The 16,448-nt window shown below is 66.7% G+C and carries 15 protein-coding genes; 5 read left to right on the top strand and 10 right to left on the bottom strand.

Going from position 1 to position 16,448, the window contains the following annotated elements; genetic code table 11:
- Nucleotides 1–14: 14 nt before the first annotated feature.
- Nucleotides 15–989, bottom strand: a complete 975-nt coding sequence (locus FK527_RS04810; protein ID WP_144730534.1) for a glycosyltransferase family 32 protein — start codon at nucleotides 987–989, stop codon at nucleotides 15–17.
- 67 nt (nucleotides 990–1,056) lie between these two features.
- Here FK527_RS04810 and FK527_RS04805 point away from each other — a divergent pair, with 67 nt between their 5' ends.
- Both FK527_RS04805 and FK527_RS04800 read left to right on the top strand, forming a co-directional pair.
- Entirely contained in the window at nucleotides 1,057–2,070 is a 1,014-nt protein-coding gene (locus FK527_RS04805) for a glycosyltransferase family 2 protein (protein WP_144730531.1), read from the top strand.
- Between the two features lie 105 nt (nucleotides 2,071–2,175).
- Nucleotides 2,176–3,162, top strand: coding sequence for an NAD(P)H-dependent flavin oxidoreductase (locus FK527_RS04800; RefSeq protein WP_144730528.1), 987 nt, complete (start codon nucleotides 2,176–2,178; stop codon nucleotides 3,160–3,162).
- A 16-nt stretch (nucleotides 3,163–3,178) separates the two neighbouring features.
- Here FK527_RS04800 and FK527_RS04795 read toward each other — a convergent pair whose 3' ends face one another.
- The 5 genes from FK527_RS04795 to FK527_RS04775 all read right to left on the bottom strand — a co-directional run bounded on the left by FK527_RS04795 (nucleotide 3,179) and on the right by FK527_RS04775 (nucleotide 8,698).
- Nucleotides 3,179–3,985 (bottom strand): SDR family NAD(P)-dependent oxidoreductase, encoded by an 807-nt coding sequence (locus FK527_RS04795; protein ID WP_144730525.1) that lies wholly within the window; start codon nucleotides 3,983–3,985, stop codon nucleotides 3,179–3,181.
- 115 nt (nucleotides 3,986–4,100) lie between these two features.
- Entirely contained in the window at nucleotides 4,101–4,880 is a 780-nt protein-coding gene (locus tag FK527_RS04790; RefSeq protein WP_144730522.1) for an enoyl-CoA hydratase, read from the bottom strand.
- A 62-nt stretch (nucleotides 4,881–4,942) separates the two neighbouring features.
- A complete protein-coding gene (locus FK527_RS04785; protein ID WP_144730519.1) occupies nucleotides 4,943–6,775 on the bottom strand; it encodes a M61 family metallopeptidase in 1,833 nt (610 codons plus the stop codon).
- A 22-nt stretch (nucleotides 6,776–6,797) separates the two neighbouring features.
- Nucleotides 6,798–7,517 carry a DsbC family protein gene (locus tag FK527_RS04780; RefSeq protein ID WP_144730516.1) on the bottom strand — a complete coding sequence of 240 codons (720 nt, stop codon included), beginning with the start codon at nucleotides 7,515–7,517 and terminating at the stop codon, nucleotides 6,798–6,800.
- 35 nt (nucleotides 7,518–7,552) lie between these two features.
- Complete coding sequence (locus tag FK527_RS04775; protein ID WP_144730513.1) at nucleotides 7,553–8,698, bottom strand: FAD-dependent monooxygenase; 1,146 nt, start codon at nucleotides 8,696–8,698, stop codon at nucleotides 7,553–7,555.
- A gap of 141 nt (nucleotides 8,699–8,839) precedes the next feature.
- Here FK527_RS04775 and ychF point away from each other — a divergent pair, with 141 nt between their 5' ends.
- A complete protein-coding gene (gene ychF, locus FK527_RS04770) occupies nucleotides 8,840–9,934 on the top strand; it encodes a redox-regulated ATPase YchF (RefSeq protein WP_144730510.1) in 1,095 nt (364 codons plus the stop codon).
- A 182-nt stretch (nucleotides 9,935–10,116) separates the two neighbouring features.
- The gene (gene ssb, locus FK527_RS04765) at nucleotides 10,117–10,656 is read left to right on the top strand and encodes a single-stranded DNA-binding protein (protein WP_144730507.1); all 540 of its coding nucleotides are present in this window, start codon (nucleotides 10,117–10,119) and stop codon (nucleotides 10,654–10,656) included.
- A 33-nt stretch (nucleotides 10,657–10,689) separates the two neighbouring features.
- On the opposite strand, the gene miaB is transcribed toward ssb, so the two are convergent.
- Both miaB and FK527_RS04755 read right to left on the bottom strand, forming a co-directional pair.
- Nucleotides 10,690–12,024 (bottom strand): tRNA (N6-isopentenyl adenosine(37)-C2)-methylthiotransferase MiaB, encoded by a 1,335-nt coding sequence (gene miaB, locus FK527_RS04760; RefSeq protein ID WP_144730504.1) that lies wholly within the window; start codon nucleotides 12,022–12,024, stop codon nucleotides 10,690–10,692.
- 102 nt (nucleotides 12,025–12,126) lie between these two features.
- Entirely contained in the window at nucleotides 12,127–12,519 is a 393-nt protein-coding gene (locus FK527_RS04755; RefSeq protein ID WP_144730501.1) for a hypothetical protein, read from the bottom strand.
- Nucleotides 12,520–12,717: 198 nt separating this feature from the next.
- On the opposite strand from FK527_RS04755, the gene FK527_RS04750 reads away from it, so the two are divergent.
- Complete coding sequence (locus tag FK527_RS04750; protein ID WP_144730498.1) at nucleotides 12,718–13,068, top strand: HPF/RaiA family ribosome-associated protein; 351 nt, start codon at nucleotides 12,718–12,720, stop codon at nucleotides 13,066–13,068.
- Between the two features lie 108 nt (nucleotides 13,069–13,176).
- Here the strand turns inward: FK527_RS04750 and gap are convergent, their stop codons facing one another.
- Together gap and tkt are read right to left on the bottom strand one after the other, a co-directional pair.
- Nucleotides 13,177–14,178, bottom strand: coding sequence for a type I glyceraldehyde-3-phosphate dehydrogenase (gene gap / locus FK527_RS04745; protein WP_144730495.1), 1,002 nt, complete (start codon nucleotides 14,176–14,178; stop codon nucleotides 13,177–13,179).
- Nucleotides 14,179–14,223: 45 nt separating this feature from the next.
- The gene (gene tkt, locus FK527_RS04740; protein WP_144730492.1) at nucleotides 14,224–16,362 is read right to left on the bottom strand and encodes a transketolase; all 2,139 of its coding nucleotides are present in this window, start codon (nucleotides 16,360–16,362) and stop codon (nucleotides 14,224–14,226) included.
- Nucleotides 16,363–16,448: the final 86 nt, after the last annotated feature.

The following is a 16,448-nucleotide window of genomic DNA, read 5'->3' as shown; positions in this document are numbered from 1 at the left end:
TCTGCGCCCCCCGCTCAGGCACCCGTGGTCGCCCGCTGCCAGATGCTGCCCGGTGCGGCCCCGCCGTGGCCTTGCAGCAGTTTGGCAAAGTGCCGCCGCTCGCCGCCGCGCAGCTTGATCAAGGGGGCGGGATGCGGCTCTGCGGGCACCAGGCACAGCCGCGGGTAGAGCAAATACCATTTCCACCACACGGCCTGCTGGTAGAAAAACGCCGTGTCCTCGGCACGCAGCAAAGCCAGCCGGAAACCGTTGGGGCGTCGCAGCACCTGCTGCGCTGCGACGTGGATGAGCAAATAGGCCGGGTCCGTAATGCCCTGCAGCACCTGGCGGCCCCCTGCCTGCGCCTGCAAGGCCTGCAAATAGCGCTGCTCGCCCTCTTCGATCAGCGCGCGGTGGAATTCCTGCTGCCACGCGGTCATAAAGGGCTCCCCAGCCGGCGCGCCGAAGGCCCAGCTTTCGATGATGGGGTAGCGCAAGTCCGTGGTGTAGCCGTCGATGTAAAAGCCGACGAATTCCGCGCCCTGGGTCTGGCGCAGGCCATCGAGCCAAGCGAGCGACTGCGTGAGCAAAGTGCTCGCGTCCAGCCAATAGCCGCCGAATTTGCGCACCACATAAAGCCGCAGCCAGTCCGCCTGCTTGGCGGCAGGCAGCGCCGCAAACGCGGGTGGCAAGTCCCCGGCGGCAACCACGTCGCCCAGCGTGTGCGCGTGGATCACCTGCACGTCCAGGCCTGGGCAATGGCGCCGCCAGTTCGCTATGCACTGCTGCACCACGGGGTCTAGCGTGGCGCTGTGCCAGTAGGTCCAGATGCGAGCAGGGATGGATGTCAGGGTGTTTGCAGTGGCGGCGGGCGCCACGGGCTGTGCCTGCGTGCCCGTAAAAATCTGGACACGCGGCGCACCGGGATAGGACAGGGTATTGCGCGGCTTGCGCAAGGTAAGCAACTGATAAGCGACGCGCAGGATAGATTGCGGGTGATGCAAAGTCATGGGGTGATACGATGCCTCGGATGTGGACTTGCATTGTCGCGTACGGGTTATGCCTCCTCCAAAAGCCATGACTGCGCGCTGGCTGAGCATTTTGATCCCCGCTTTCAACGTCGAACCTTATGTTGAGGAGTGCGTGGAATCTGTGTTGCGACAGGCCCAGGAGAGTATTGAAGTCATAGTGCTCGACGACGCTTCGCGCGATGGTACGTGGCAGCGCATGCTGGCCTTGGAGCAGCGCTGGCAACCATATGTGCGCATCCTGCGACATGCCAGCAATCAAGGAGTTAGTGCAGCGCGCAACACTTTGTTAGGTGCTGCGGAGGGCGATTACGTATGGTTTTTGGATGCAGACGACAAGCTATGCCCCGGCGCGCTGACGGATCTGCGCGCCATCGTGCAGCACAACGCACCCGATTTGATCCTGTGTGATTTTTCCGTGTGGCGCGAACGTATGCGGCTCAAACACCTCCTGCGTGGGGAGGGTCACCGCGCGACGTTTCTAGGATCGGCCAACCGTCTAGTGCACGATCCAGCAGCTTTGCTGGCTGGCCTATTGCAAGCTGGACAACTGCACATGTGGTCCAAGGTCACAAAGCGTTCTTTGTGGCCAGAAGACCTGCGCTTTCCCGTTGGGCAGGTTTTCGAAGATGTACTCATCTCCACACTGCTGGCTCTGCGCGCACGCAGTTTCTACTACTGCCCCAAGCCCTGGGTCATGTACCGCCAGCGTAGCGGCAGCATCCTTGCGTCGATGAATTTGCCCAAAGCCCTTGACCAATCCCGTGCCTTGGTGCCACTGCGCGCGGAGCTTGAACATTGGCCATATTGGGGTGACGCGCGTGTGCGGCTTGCGCTAGCCCACCAGTGTGGGCGTAATTTAACCGGCGCGATGCGCTATCTGCACAAGCACAAAACGGAAATCCCGCCGCAAGTGTCTGCACGTGCGTTGGCCGAGCGTTTTCGACAGGACTTTCGCGCGGCCTCGCCTTGGTCTGCGCGGGAGCTCGCGCGTGCCTACTTGAGACACGGCTGGTGGCTTCGCTGGATCAAGTTTTGCCGCTGGTACGGTTGGCAACCCTGACACTGTCTGCGCCGACAGCGATCGGATAGCATGCAAGCCGGGCCGGCGCGCAATGCCATGGCGCTCTGGTTCCCCCTCTTTCCAACGACTTCAGGAGACTTCCCCATGCCTTTCCAAACGCGCATCACCGACATGCTTGGCATCGAACACCCCATCGTGCAAGGCGGCATGCAAAACGTCGGTGTGGCCGAACTCGCCTCGGCCGTGTCCAACGCGGGCGGGCTCGGCATTTTGACGGCGCTGACGCAGCCCACGCCGCAGGCGCTGCGCGAGGAGATCGCGCGCTGCCGCAGCATGACGGACAAGCCCTTTGGCGTGAACCTCACGGTGTTCCCGACGATCAACCCGCCCGACTACAAGGCCTACGTGCAGGCCATCCTCGACGGCGGCGTGCGCATCGTCGAGACCGCGGGCACGCAGGCGGTGCGCGAGATCTGGGAGATGCTCAAGCCGCACGGCGTGCGCATCCTCCACAAGTGCACCGCGGTGCGCCACGCGCTGTCGGCCGAGAAAGCCGGCTGCGACATCATCTCGATCGACGGCTTCGAGTGCGCGGGCCACCCGGGCGAGGACGACATCCCGGGCCTGATTTTGATCCCCTGCGCGGCCGACCAGGTGAAGATTCCGCTGCTTGCCTCGGGTGGCTTTGCCGACGGCCGCGGGCTGGTCGCGGCGCTTGCGCTGGGCGCCGAGGGCATCAACATGGGCACGCGCTTTTGCGCCACGCAAGAGGCCAAAATCCACCCGCGCGTCAAGCAGGCCTACCTCGAAAACGACGAACGCGGCAGCCTGCTCATTTTCCGCAGCCTCAAAAACACCGCGCGCGTGGGCCGCAGCCCCGTCTCCGAAGAGGTGGCGCGGCGCCTGAGCGAGCCCGGCGCAAAGTTCGAGGACGTGCGCGAGCTCGTCTCGGGCAAGGCGGGCAAGGAGTTGCTGGAGACGGGCGACCTCTCCCAGGGTGTGTTCTGGGCCGGCATGGTGCAGGGCCTGATCCACGACATCCCGACCTGCGCCGAGCTCGTCAGCCGCATCATCCGCGAGGCCGAAGAAGTCATGGACCGGCGCCTGGCGGGCTTTCGCCGCGCCGGCTGAATCTGCTGCGCGGCGGCTATTGCACCAGCCCGAGCGCGCCGCCGTCTATGCGCAGGTTCTGGCCGTTGATGAAGGCGGCGCGCGTGCTCGCGACGAAGCACACCAGGTCGGCCACCTCCTCGCGTGTGGCGATGCGGCCCACGGGATTGGGAAAGCGCTGCGCGACGATGCGCGCCTCTATGCTTGCCCAGTCATCTTCCCAGCCCGCGCGGCGCGCCTTGGCGCGGAAGGCGGCCTCGACTTCGGGCGTGCGGATGTAGCCCGGCGACACCGTGTTCACGGTGATGCCGGTGTTCGCAAGCTCCTGCGACAGCGTCACGGCGATGCTCGCGAGCGCGCTCTTGGCCGCGTAGTAGGCCGGGCGCAGCGGATTGGGCTGGGTCGAACCTATGGTGCCGAGCTGGATCACGCGCCCCCAGCCGCGGCTGCGCATCTGCGGCGTGAGCAGGCGGATCAGGCGCACCGCGCCCAGCAGGTTCTTCTGGTACATGTCCAGCCAGACGGCGGTCTCGGCCTCGTGCCAGCGCGCGTCCGCGGCCGTGCCGTAGTTGTTCACCAGAATGTCCACGCGCCCCGCGGCAGCCAGCGCCTGCTGCGCCACCTGCGCGGCGCCCGCGTCGCTGCACAGGTCGCCCCAGACGGTGTGCGCCACGCCCTGCGCGCCCGGTGTGCCCGGTGTGCGCAGGGGCTCGGCGCTGCCTTGCGCAAAGCCATGCGCGATCACGGTCGCGCCTTCTTCGGCGAGCCGCTGCGCGATCACGCTGCCGGTGCCGCGCTCGCTGCCCGTGACCAGCGCCACCTTGTCTTGGAGCCCGAGGTCCATGCTTGTCTCCTGTGCCGCGCGCTTGCGGCGCCCACCAGAATTGCTATGTTAAATATAGCCTTTTATGCTTTATGGACGGGCACAAACGCCCATTTTTTCCTTTGAAGCCTATGGGTCAGCGGTTCTTGAACTCGGGCTTGCGCTTGTTCAGGAAAGCGTCCATGCCTTCCTTCTGGTCTTCGGTGGCGAACAGGCCGTGGAACAGGCGGCGCTCGAACATCAGGCCGTCGCTGAGCGAGCTCTCGAACGCGCGGTTCACGGATTCCTTGGCGGCCATGACGGCGACCTGCGAGAGGTCGGCGACGATGAGTGCGGCGCCCAGGGCTTCCTCCATCAGCTTGTCCAGCGGCACGACGCGGCTCACCAGGCCCGCGCGCTCGGCCTCGGTGGCGTCCATCATGCGGCCCGTGAGCACCATGTCCATGGTCTTGGACTTGCCCACGGCGCGCGGCAGGCGCTGCGTGCCGCCCGCGCCGGGAATCACGCCGAGCTTGATCTCGGGCTGGCCGAACTTGGCGTTGTCGGCCGCGATGATGAAGTCGCACATCATCGCGAGTTCGCAGCCGCCGCCGAGCGCAAAGCCGCTCACCGCGCCGATCACGGGTTTGCGCACGCTGCGAATCGTTTCCCAGTTGCGCGTGATGAAGTCGCCCTTGTAGGCATCGACGAAGCTGTATTTGGCCATGCTGGGGATGTCGGCACCCGCGGCAAAGGCTTTTTCGCTGCCCGTGAGGATGATGCAGCCGATTTTCTCGTCCGCGTCGAAGGCCTTGAGCGCGTGGCCCAGCTCGTCCATGAGCTGGTCGCTGAGCGCGTTGAGCTGCTTGGGACGGTTCAGCGCGATGATGCCGACCTTGTCGGCCTCGGTGCGCACGAGGATGGTTTCGTAGTTCATGGGGACTCCTTTGTGTTCCGGGAAAGAGGGAAGAAAGGGACGAGGAAGATGCTCAAGTCCAACTATAGCGGCGGCGCATCGAGCAAGCGCCCCAGCGCCGCGCCGTCGGCCACGCTGAGGCGGAAGGTGTCGGCTGGCGCACCCGCGCCACCGGGTTCGGGTAGCACGAGCGGCAGGCGCAGCAGGCGCCCGTCGCGCGCCACCAGGGCCGTGAGCTCGCGCGCGGCGCCGGCCAGCAGCGGCAGTTCGTCCAGCCGCGTGAGGCGCCAGCCCTGGCCCGCCACCTCCACGCCCAGCCATTCGTCGCCCGCCGCCATGCCCGCCCGCTCGGCCGCGCCGTGGCGTAGCACGGTCTTGATCTGCACGCTATGGTTTTCATTGATACGCAGGCCCAGGCGCTGGGCGATCTGGGGCGCTTCGGCCTGCATGCGCACGCCATGCGCGGCGAGCAGTTCGGCCAGCGGCAGCTCGTCGGTGCCGTGCACCCAGGCGTCGAGCTCGGGCGCGAACGAGCGCCCGCCGAGCTCGGCGAGCACGGCGCGCAGGTCGTCCTCGCGCATGGGGCCACCCGCGCAGCGCTGCCACAGCGCGCGCAGCACGGCGTCTAGCGTGCTGCAGCCCTCGCGGCGCAGCGTGAGGTCCAGGCACAGCGCCACGAGCGCGCCCTTGGTGTAGTAGCTCACCGTGGCGTTGGGCGTGTTCTCGTCGGGGCGGTAATACTTGACCCAGGCGTCGAAGCTCGCCTGCGCTACGCTTTGCACATGGCGCCCCGGCGCCTGCGTCACCTGGTGGATGGCTTGCGTGAGCCGCTTGAGGTAGGCCGCGTCGTCGATCAGGCCCGCACGGCGCAGCAGCAGGTCGTCGTAATAACTCGTGAAGCCCTCGAAAAACCACAGCAGCTCGGTGTAGTTCTCGCGGTCGTAGTCGTAGCGCGCAAACTCCGCGGGGCGCAGGCGCTTGACGTTCCAGGTGTGGAAGTATTCGTGGCTGATGAGGCCCAAAAGGCGCGTGTAGTCCTCGCCCGGCTTGGTGGCCTGGTCGGCCGGCGCGGCCAGGGGGTCGCTGCGGCGCGGCAGCTCGCGCCGCTTGCACACCAGCGCGGTGCTGTGGCGGTGCTCGAGCCCACCGTAGCCATCGTGCATGGCGTGCAGCATGAAGAGGTAATGCGCGTGCGGCGGCGCGGCCTCGCCGTGCCACAGGCGAATGGCGGCTGCGCAGATTTTTTGCGTGTCGGCAAGCAGACGCTCGCCATCGAACGAGGGCGCGGCGCCGCTCACGACGAAGCGGTGCGGCACGCCGCAGGCAGTGAATGCACCGCTCCAGAAATTGCCCATTTCCACGGGGCTGTCCACGAGCTCGTCGTAATCGGCCGCACGGTACAAGCCAAAGCCCGCGGCATCGACCTGCACGGCGGTGAGCGCCGTGGCCAGGCACCAGTCGGGCGGGGCGGCCGCGCGCTGCACTTCGAGCGTGTGCGCCGCCGCCTCCTGCCCCACGACGCGCAGGCACAGGCTGGTGCCGTTGAAAAAGCCGCGCGCCGCGTCCAGCCAGGCCGCGCGCACCGACGGATCGTAGGCGCAGACCTCGTAGCGCAGCGTAAGCGGCGCGCCGCTGCGGCACGCGGCGCGCCAGCGGTGCTTGTCGAGCTGCGTGAGCGGCACGGGCACGTCGCCCTGCTGCGCCTGCAGACGCTGCAGGTTCTTGGAAAACTCGCGCACCAGATAGCTGCCAGGAATCCACACCGGCAGCGCGAATTCCTGCGCTGCCTGCGGCGCGGCCACGCTGAGCGTGACCGCGAACAGATGCGCGTGCAGGTCGGCGGGCGCAACGCAGTAGTGGATGGCGGCGCGTGCGCTGGGGTCGGTGGCCGCGGGCGTGGCGGGTATGGCGGACATCTCGGGCATGTGCGCGGCGGCCTCAGCGGGTGGTGGCAGAGGGTTCCGCGAGGCGTTTTTCAAGTTCGGCCACGCCGATGGCGCCGGGCACGCGCGCGCCGTTGGCAAAGATCAGCGTGGGTGTGCCGGTGATCTTGTATTTGCGCCCGAACGCGAGGTTGCGCTGCAGCGCGCTGGTGTCGCAGCTCGCCGCGGGGGCGGGCTTGTCGCGCAGCATCTGGTCCTGCCAGGCCGCGGCGCGATCCTTGGCGCACCAGATGTTGCGCGATTTTTCGGCCGAGTCGGGGCTCAGGATGGGGTAGAGGAACAGATACGCCGTGACGTTGTCCACGCCCTGCAGGTCACGTTCGAAGCGCTTGCAGTAGCCGCAGTTCGGGTCTGCGAACACCGCGAGCTTGCGCTTGCCATTGCCGCGCACGATGGGGATCGCGTCCTTGATCGGCAGCGCGGCAAAGTCCACCGCCGTGAGCTGGTGAATGCGGTCTTCGGTCAGGTTGCGCCGCGCCTGCGTGTCGATCAGCTCACCCTGGATCAGGTAGTTGCCCTTGGCGTCGCTGTAAAACAGGTCCGTGCCCACGCGCACCTCGTACAGCCCCGGCATGGGCGAGGCGCGCACCTCGTCGATTTTTTCGAGCTGCGGAATGCGCTCGGCCAGGGCTTTGCGGATCGTCGCTTCCTGGGCCTGGGCCGCGAAGCTCAGGGCCAGCGCGGCGCCGGCCAACAAGGCAGAAAAAGGGTGCATGGTGTGGATCATGAAAATATCAAAAAAGGAGCGCCTCACGCAGACTGTACGGCGCCTATGGCCTGTTTTGCCATCCAGGCCTTGAGCGGGCCGCTGTGCTCGAAGCCGCGCAGCCCCAGGTTGCGCAGCAGCTGCACGGGGGCTTCGCGGCGCGCAAACAGCTGCTGCAGGCCGTCGGTGGTGAGCAGCATGGGCAGCAGGGCGGCCTTGCGCTCGCGCTCGTAGCGACGCAGCAGGCGCAAGTCGCCCACGCTGCGCCAGTAGTCGCGCCCGTGCAGCACGCGCGCGAGCGCCTGCACGTCGCCCAGGCCCAGGTTCAGCCCGTGGCCCGACAGCGGGTGCACGTTGTGCGCGGCATCGCCCGCGAGCACCCAGCTGCGCGCGCCGGCCGCTGCCGCGTCGGGCATGGGGCCGCACCACTGGCGCGCCTGCGCGAGCTGCAGCGGCCAGGCCACGCGCTCGCCACGCAGTTGCAGCGCGCCCAGAGCGCCTTGGCTGGCCGTCTCGAGCTGTTGCGCGAAGTCCTCGGGCACCAGCGTCAGCAATTGCGGCGCGAGTTCCTGCGGCACCGACCACACCACGGCCACGGCGTGCCCGTGCGCGCCCTCGAGCGGCAAGAAGGCCAGGATGCTGCCGTCGGGCAAAAACCATTGCAATGCGGTCTGCGCGTGCGGGCGCTCGCAGTGCAGCCGCGTGGCGATGGCGTGCTGCCCGTAGGGCGTGAGCTCGAACTCCACGCCGAACTCGTCGCGCGTGCGGCTCGCTCGGCCCTCGCAGACCACGGTGAGCGCTGCGGGCTGGGGCTCGGCCACCACCTCGACCTGCGGCTGGTAGCGCACGGCCTCGGCCAGGCGCGCCTCTAGTGCGGGCACATCGACGATCCAGGTCAGCGCCTCGGCGCCGAGTTCGTCGGCGTCGAAATGCAGTTGCGCTCCCTGGTCGCCATAGACTTGCATGCGCGTGACGGCGGTCGCGTGCTCGGTGTCAGGCCAGGCGCGCAAGCCTTCGAGCAGCTGCCGCGCCGCCGCGTTCAGCGCATAAGCACGCACGTCGGGCGCAGCGCCTTCGGGCGGCGGTGCCGCGACCAGCGCCACGCGCAGCCGCTCGCGTGCGAGCAACAAAGCCAGGGTGCGCCCCACGATCCCGGCCCCACGGATACAAATGTCATAGGTTTGCGCCATGGCAGGCATTGTAGGAGCGCACTTCGTACCCACGTTGCGCGCAGGCGGTGCGAAAGTCGGGTGCAAACCGGGCACAAACCGGAGTTCAAGGGGCCGCCTCGTAAAATCAAACGTTTACTTGCGAACCCAGAAAGCCCTGCCATGAGCCTCCAATGCGGCATCGTGGGTCTGCCCAACGTGGGCAAGTCCACCCTCTTCAACGCCCTCACCAAGGCCGGCATCGCCGCCGAAAACTATCCTTTTTGCACCATAGAGCCCAATACCGGCGTGGTCGAAGTGCCTGATCCGCGCCTGCAGCAATTGGCCGAAATCATCCACCCCGAGCGCGTCGTGCCGGCCATCGTCGAGTTCGTGGACATTGCGGGCCTCGTCGCCGGCGCGAGCCAGGGCGAGGGCCTGGGCAACCAGTTTCTCGCGCACATCCGCGAGACCGACGCCATCATCAACGTGGTGCGCTGCTTCGAAGACCCGAACGTGATCCACGTGGCCGGCAAGGTCGATCCGATCGCCGACATCGAAGTGATCCAGACCGAGCTGTGCCTGGCCGACCTCGGCACCGTCGAAAAAGCCCTGCAGCGCAGCGCCAAGGCCGCCAAGAGCGGCAACGACAAGGAAGCCGCGGCCCTGGTGCAGCTGCTCACCAAGGTGCAGGCCACGCTCAACGAAGGCCAGCCGGTGCGCACGCTCGCGCTCAGCGATGCCGAGCGCGCCCTGCTCAAGCCCCTGTGCCTGATCACCGCCAAGCCCGCGATGTTCGTGGGCAACGTCAGCGAGGACGGCTTCGAGAACAACCCGCTGCTGGAACGCCTCAAGGACTACGCGGCGCGCCAGAACGCCCCCGTGGTGGCCATCTGCGCCAAGATCGAGGCCGAACTCGCCGAAATGGACGAGGCCGACCGGCTCGAATTCCTCAAGGAGCTGGGCCAGGACGAACCCGGCCTGAACCGCCTGATCCGCGCCGCCTACCAGCTGCTGGGCCTGCAGACCTACTTCACCGCCGGCGTCAAGGAAGTGCGCGCCTGGACCATCCACATCGGCGACACCGCCCCCAAGGCCGCCGGCGTGATCCACGGCGATTTCGAGCGCGGCTTCATCCGCGCCCAGACCATCGCCTTCGACGACTTCATCGCCTACAAGGGCGAACAGGGCGCCAAAGAAGCCGGCAAGATGCGCGCCGAAGGCAAGGATTACGTGGTCAAGGATGGGGATGTGATGAACTTTTTGTTCAACGTCTGACCGCAGCCTGCAAGCTGACGAGCGGCCTCAGTGCTGGCCAGCGCAGTGGCGCAGCGGCGGTGGTGCGGAAGGGCAGGCAGTCGTTTGAGCGGGCTGTTTCGGATGCAGGTAAAAATGCGCGTTGCGGCACAATCGGGCGCTCGGCGCGCATGCGCGTCCACCTCATATCAAGGTAAAGCAACATGGCATCCGTGAACAAAGTCATCCTCGTCGGCAACCTGGGCCGCGACCCCGAAATGCGCTCCTTTCCGAACGGCGATCAGCTGGCCAACGTCACCATCGCCACGACGGACAAGTGGCGCGACAAGCAAAGCGGTGAAATGCGCGAGGCCACCGAATGGCACCGCGTGGTCTTCACCGGGCGCCTGGCCGAAGTCGTGGGTCAATACCTGCGCAAAGGCTCGCAGGTCTATGTGGAAGGCTCCTTGCGCACGCGCAAGTGGACGGACCAGTCGGGCGTGGAGCGCTACAGCACCGAGATCCGCGCCGACCAGATGCAAATGCTGGGCAGCCGCCAGGGCATGGGCGGCCAAGGTGCCTCGCAGGGCGGCTACGACGAAGGCGGCGGCTACGACGCTGCACCGCGCCGCGCCAGCCCGCCGCCCGCCCGCCCGGCAGCGCGCCCCGCGGCCCCCGCACCCGCTGCCGCCCCCATGGCCCCGCAGCCCGCCGCGCCTGCATCGTCGGGCTTCGATGACATGGACGACGACATTCCGTTCTGAGAGCTTGTGTTGAGGGCTGGCTTCAGCCAGCCCTCAACCTTCATCGCGCACCAGCACCTCGCCGCGCAGCGTGTAGGCCTTGGCCTCGGTGATGCGCACGTCCACCATCTGCCCGACGAGGCGCGCCGGCCCCGGGAAGTTGACCACGCGGTTGCATTCGGTGCGGCCCATGAGTTCGCGCGCGTCGCGCTTGGAGTTGCCTTCGACGAGCACGCGCTGCACCGTGCCGACGCGGCTCGCGCTGATGCTCTGGATGTGCGCGTTGATGGTGGCCTGCAGCTGCTGCAGGCGGCGCAGTTTGACCTCCTGCGGCGTGTCGTCGTGCAGGCTGGCCGCGGGCGTGCCGGGGCGCGGGCTGAAGACGAAGCTGAAGCTGTTGTCGAACTGCAGCTCCTCCACGAGGCGCATGAGGCGCGCAAAGTCTTCCTCGGTCTCGCCTGGAAAGCCGACGATGAAGTCGCTGGCGAGCGACAGCTCGGGGCGGATCGCGCGCAGCTTGCGCACCGTGCTTTTGTATTCCATGGTGGTGTAGCCACGCTTCATGGCCATGAGGATGCGGTCGCTGCCGTGCTGCACGGGCAGGTGCAGGTGGCTCACGAGCTTGGGGATGCGTGCGTAGGCCTCGATCAGCCGCGGCGTGAACTCGTTGGGGTGGCTGGTGGTGTAGCGGATGCGCTCTATGCCCGGAATGTCGGCCACGTACTCGAGCAGCAGGGCAAAGTCCGCGATCTCGGCGCTGCCGCCCATCGCACCGCGGTAGGCGTTCACGTTCTGGCCCAGTAGCGTGACTTCCTTCACGCCCTGGTCGGCCAGGCCCGCGACCTCGACGAGCACGTCGTCGAGCGGGCGCGAGACCTCCTCGCCGCGCGTGTAGGGCACGACGCAGTAGCTGCAGTATTTGCTGCAGCCTTCCATGATGGAGACGAAGGCGCTCGGGCCCTCGACGCGCGCGGGCGGCAGGTGATCGAACTTTTCGATCTCGGGAAAGCTGATGTCCACCTGCGGGCGGTCTTGGCGCTCTCGCTGTACGAGCAGCTCAGGCAGGCGGTGCAAGGTCTGCGGGCCGAAAACGATGTCCACATAGGGGGCGCGCGCGATGATCTCCTCGCCCTCCTGGCTGGCCACGCAGCCGCCCACGCCGATCTGCACGCCGCGCGCCTTGAGGTGCTTGAAGCGGCCCAGGTCGCTGAACACCTTTTCCTGCGCTTTTTCGCGCACCGAGCAGGTGTTGAACAGGATCAGGTCGGCCTCTTCGGGCTCCTGCGTGGGCTCGTAGCCCGCGGCGGCGTGCAGCACGTCGAGCATCTTGTCCGAGTCGTACTCGTTCATCTGGCAGCCGAAGGTTTTGATGAAGACTTTTTTTGGCATGGCGAATCGGGAATCGGGGAGAAACGAAAAACGGCAAACGGCGCCCCCATGGGGCGCTGCTGCAGGCACATCGGCGGCACGGCTGCGATGCGCGGACGGGCCTTATCTGGTGGCCGGACGCGGCTGCGCGGCCTCGGCTTCGGTCAGTATCCAGGCCGTGAGCAGCATGCCCGTGGAGGGCTCGATCACGTAGTTGACCTTGAAGCTCTGCCCGATCACGGTGTGCAGCATGACCAGGCTGTTTTGCGGGCTGAACAGGCGCATGCCCGGCGCCATGCGAATGGCGCGGCTGTTGAGCTCGGCATCGACGGTGCTCATGATGCTGAGCTTGCCGCGCAGCGCGGCCTCGGGGAAATTGCGCACATTGCCAAGGCCGAACGGAACCTGCTGCGCCAAAACCGGCGGCGCAGCCACGGCCGCGGCGAGCGCGAGCGCCAGGCCCCACACGCCAAGGCGCGTACCAGAAAGACGGCGGGAAAAATCACAGCGTTGCATGGTGTTTATCCAGTGGCTGAAGGCGCGCATTGTAGTTGCCGCCGCTATGCACCTGCGACAATCGCAGGGTGCGCCGGGCGTTCGCTGCCGAATGAATGCCTGGCGCCGTTTGTTTTGCCATGGGCCGACCTTATGTAGAAAGACAAGCGGCAGCCGCCGCGCCGGCCCCATCAACATGCCTCAAGAAAGGAACCCCACATGCAAGTGCAAGTCCACACCGACGACAAAATCCATGGCGGAGAATCGCTGGCCCAATGGGCGCAGAGCGAGCTGCAAGACCGGCTCGCGCGCTTTCGCGAGCACCTCACGCGCGTGGAAGTCTTCCTCACGGACGAAAACAGCACCAAGGGCGGCCTCGACAAGCGCTGCCGCCTTGAGGCGCGCGTGGCTGGCCGCGCACCCGTGGCCGTGACGGCCGAGGCCGAGAAAGTGGCCGAGGCGCTGACCAAGGCTGCCGACAAGCTGATCCACGCGCTCGACTCCGACCTGGGCCGCGCCAAGGACAAGAACGGCCACGACACCATCCGCACGCAAGGCGCGGGCGAGTGAGGCAAAAAAGCCCACCCGCGCAGGCGCAGCGGGTGGGCGCATCGGCTTGTCAGCCCTCATAAGCGCCGGCAGCGAACAACCGGCGCTTTTTCAGGATTCTCTGGCGGCTTACTTGCTCGCCACCACACGTGCCATTTCAAGGCACTTGTTCGAATAACCCCACTCGTTGTCGTACCAGCTCACGACCTTCATGAAGGTGCCGTCGAGCGCAATGCCGGCCTCGGCGTCGAACACGCTGGTGCAGACTTCACCGCGGAAGTCGGTGGCCACGACCTTGTCTTCGGTGTAGCCGAGCACGCCCTTGAGCGCGCCCTGGCTTTGCGCCTTCATCTCGGCGCAGATGTCGGCGTAAGAGGCCTCTTTGACCAGCTCCACGGTCAGATCGACCACCGACACGTCCGAGGTGGGCACGCGGAACGACATGCCCGTGAGCTTGCCCTTGAGTTCGGGCAGCACCACGCCCACGGCCTTGGCCGCGCCGGTGGAGCTGGGGATGATGTTTTCGAGGATGCCGCGGCCACCGCGCCAGTCCTTGTTGCTCGGGCCATCGACGGTTTTCTGCGTCGCCGTGGCGGCGTGCACGGTAGTCATGAGGCCGCGCTTGATGCCCCATTTGTCGTTGAGCACCTTGGCCACGGGCGCGAGGCAGTTGGTGGTGCAGCTGGCGTTGCTGATGATGGCCTGGCCCGCGTACTTCTCGTGGTTCACGCCGAAGACGAACATGGGCGTGTCGTCCTTGCTCGGGGCCGACATGATGACTTTCTTGGCGCCTGCGGCCAGGTGCTTCTCGGCGTTGGCCTTGTCGAGAAACAGGCCCGTGGCTTCGATCACCACGTCGGCGCCGACCTCGCCCCACTGGAGCTTGGCCGGGTCGCGCTCCTGCGTGAGGCGAATTTTTTTGCCGTTGACCACCAGGGTGTTGCCCTCGACGTTCACCTCACCCTTGAAGCGACCATGCACGCTGTCGTACTTCAGCATGTAGGCCAGGTAGTCGGGCTCGAGCAGGTCGTTGATGCCCACGACTTCGATGTCGGAAAAGTTCTGCACGGCGGCACGGAACACCATGCGCCCGATGCGGCCGAAGCCGTTGATGCCGATCTTGATTGCCATAGCTCTGTCTCTCCAGGTTGCTTGTGAAAATGGATGCGCGTGCGCTTACTTGCGCTTGTTTTTGCTCTTGTTTTTGTCTTTGGCCTTGTGTTTGCCGTGGCCTTTGTCATGGCCTTTGCCGTGGGCTTCGTCAGTGCCCGCGAGCACGGTCTGCACGATGGCGGCGAGGTTCTCCGCGGTGAAGCCAAAGTGCTGCAGCAGCGCCGGCGCAGGGGCAGATTCGCCAAAACGGTCGAGCCCGAGCACGGCGGCGCAGCCGTATTTCCACCAGCCGTCGGTCACGCCCATCTCCACGGCGACGCGCGGGATGCCGGCGGGCAGCACGGACAGTTTGTAGTCCACCGGTTCACGGTCAAAAACGGTGGTGCTGGGCATGGACACCACGCGCACAGCTATTTTTTTGGATGCAAGCAGCTGCTGCGCAGCAAGCGCGAGCTGCACTTCAGAGCCGGTCGCGATCAGCACGGCCTGGGCTGCCGTATCGAGCCCCGCGTCCGCCGGCTCGCTGAGCACGTAGGCGCCGCGGCGGATGTCTTCCAGATTGCGCTTGGGCGCGTAGGCAAGGTTTTGGCGCGACAGCAGCAGCGCCGTGGGCCGGTCATCCTGGGCCAGCGCCGCGCCCCAGGCCACGGCGGTCTCGGCCGTGTCGGCGGGGCGCCAGACTTCCAGGCGCGGGATCAGGCGCAGGCTGGCCGCGTGCTCGACGGGCTGGTGCGTGGGGCCGTCCTCACCCAGACCGATGGAGTCGTGCGTGAACACGTGGATCACGCGCTGGTGCATCAGCGCGGCCATGCGCACGGCGTTGCGGCTGTAGTCGCTGAAAGTCAGGAAGGTGCCGCCGTAGGGGATGAAGCCGCCGTGCAGCGCGATGCCGTTCATGATCGCGGCCATGCCGAACTCGCGCACGCCGTAGTTGATGTGGCGCCCGCCCACGCTGCGGCCACCTGGCAGCGTGGTCTGCACCACCTTGCCATGCGCGTCGAAGCGCAGGTTGGGCGTGTGGCTGGTGTTGGTGAGGTTCGAGCCCGTGAGGTCGGCGCTGCCGCCGAGCAACTCGGGCAGCGCAGCAGTGAAGGCCTCGAGCACGATCTGGCTGGCCTTGCGCGTGGCCACGGTTTCGGCCTTGGCGTGCAGCGCGGCAACGGTGCCCTGCACCAGCTCGGCAAAGTGCGCCGGCAGCTCGCCTTGCATGCGGCGCGTGAACTCGGCCGCAAGCTCGGGGTAGGCGGCGCGGTAGGCGGCAAAGTGCTGGGCCCACTGGGCCTCGGCGGCCTGGCCGCGCTGCTTCGCGTCCCAGTGGGCATAAACGTCCGCCGGGATCGTGAAAGGCGGGTAGTCCCAGCCGAGCGCGGCGCGCGTGCGTGCGATTTCGTCGGCGCCGAGTGGCTCACCGTGCGCCTTGGCAGTGTTGGCGCGGTTGGGCGAGCCCTTGCCGATGTGCGTCTTGCAAATGATGAGCGTAGGCTGCAGCGACTGCGCGCGCGCCTGCGCAATGGCCGCGGCCACCTGCGGCGCGTCGTGCCCATCGACGGGGCCTACTACGTTCCAGCCGCAGGCGGCAAAGCGCTGCGCCGTGTCGTCGATGAACCAGGGCGTGACCTCACCGTCTATGCTGATGCCGTTGTCGTCGTAGAGCGCGATCAGCTTGCCCAGCTTCCAGGCGCCGGCCAGCGCCACGGCCTCGTGGCTGATGCCTTCCATCATGCAGCCGTCGCCGAGGAAGACGTAGGTGTGGTGATCGACCACGCTGTGTCCCGGACGGTTGAACTCGGCCGCGAGCAGCTTTTCGGCCAGCGCCATGCCCACGGCGTTGGCGATGCCCTGGCCCAGCGGGCCCGTGGTGGTCTCCACGCCCGGCGTCACGTCCACCTCGGGGTGGCCCGGCGTCTTGCTGTGCAGCTGGCGGAATTTTTTGATTTCCTCCAGCGGCAGATCGTAGCCCGTGAGGTGCAGCAGCGCATACAGCAGCATGGAGGCGTGGCCGTTGCTGAGCACGAAGCGGTCGCGGTCGAACCAGCGCGGATTGGCCGGGTTGTGGCGCAGGTGCTCGCCCCACAAGGCCACGGCCATTTCGGCCATGCCCATGGGTGCGCCCGGGTGGCCCGAGTTGGCTTGCTGGACGGCATCCATGGCCAAGGCGCGGATCGCGTTCGCCATGCGTTGTTGTTCTGGGGAGTTGGCCATGGGAAGAAGGGCTCCAAAGGAGGCAAAAGTCGAGGAAAGCGGCCGATTTTACCGGCGCGCCTTGGTGGCCCCTGTGCGGCTTCCTG

This window comes from Extensimonas perlucida (assembly GCF_007655255.1).
GTDB classification, from domain to species: domain Bacteria; phylum Pseudomonadota; class Gammaproteobacteria; order Burkholderiales; family Burkholderiaceae_C; genus Extensimonas; species Extensimonas perlucida.
The sequence above is the reverse complement of the archived record's forward strand: the minus strand, read 5'-3'. Positions and strand labels throughout refer to the sequence as shown.

What these genes read in the sequence shown, in the direction of transcription:
- FK527_RS04810 (WP_144730534.1), bottom strand. Translation starts at nt 989, where the DNA reads ATGACTTTGCATCACCCGCAATCTATCCTGCGCGTCGCTTATCAGTTG.
- FK527_RS04805 (WP_144730531.1), top strand. Translation starts at nt 1,057, where the DNA reads ATGACTGCGCGCTGGCTGAGCATTTTGATCCCCGCTTTCAACGTCGAA.
- FK527_RS04800 (WP_144730528.1), top strand. Translation starts at nt 2,176, where the DNA reads ATGCCTTTCCAAACGCGCATCACCGACATGCTTGGCATCGAACACCCC.
- FK527_RS04795 (WP_144730525.1), bottom strand. Translation starts at nt 3,985, where the DNA reads ATGGACCTCGGGCTCCAAGACAAGGTGGCGCTGGTCACGGGCAGCGAG.
- FK527_RS04790 (WP_144730522.1), bottom strand. Translation starts at nt 4,880, where the DNA reads ATGAACTACGAAACCATCCTCGTGCGCACCGAGGCCGACAAGGTCGGC.
- FK527_RS04785 (WP_144730519.1), bottom strand. Translation starts at nt 6,775, where the DNA reads ATGTCCGCCATACCCGCCACGCCCGCGGCCACCGACCCCAGCGCACGC.
- FK527_RS04780 (WP_144730516.1), bottom strand. Translation starts at nt 7,517, where the DNA reads ATGCACCCTTTTTCTGCCTTGTTGGCCGGCGCCGCGCTGGCCCTGAGC.
- FK527_RS04775 (WP_144730513.1), bottom strand. Translation starts at nt 8,698, where the DNA reads ATGGCGCAAACCTATGACATTTGTATCCGTGGGGCCGGGATCGTGGGG.
- ychF (WP_144730510.1), top strand. Translation starts at nt 8,840, where the DNA reads ATGAGCCTCCAATGCGGCATCGTGGGTCTGCCCAACGTGGGCAAGTCC.
- ssb (WP_144730507.1), top strand. Translation starts at nt 10,117, where the DNA reads ATGGCATCCGTGAACAAAGTCATCCTCGTCGGCAACCTGGGCCGCGAC.
- miaB (WP_144730504.1), bottom strand. Translation starts at nt 12,024, where the DNA reads ATGCCAAAAAAAGTCTTCATCAAAACCTTCGGCTGCCAGATGAACGAG.
- FK527_RS04755 (WP_144730501.1), bottom strand. Translation starts at nt 12,519, where the DNA reads ATGCAACGCTGTGATTTTTCCCGCCGTCTTTCTGGTACGCGCCTTGGC.
- FK527_RS04750 (WP_144730498.1), top strand. Translation starts at nt 12,718, where the DNA reads ATGCAAGTGCAAGTCCACACCGACGACAAAATCCATGGCGGAGAATCG.
- gap (WP_144730495.1), bottom strand. Translation starts at nt 14,178, where the DNA reads ATGGCAATCAAGATCGGCATCAACGGCTTCGGCCGCATCGGGCGCATG.
- tkt (WP_144730492.1), bottom strand. Translation starts at nt 16,362, where the DNA reads ATGGCCAACTCCCCAGAACAACAACGCATGGCGAACGCGATCCGCGCC.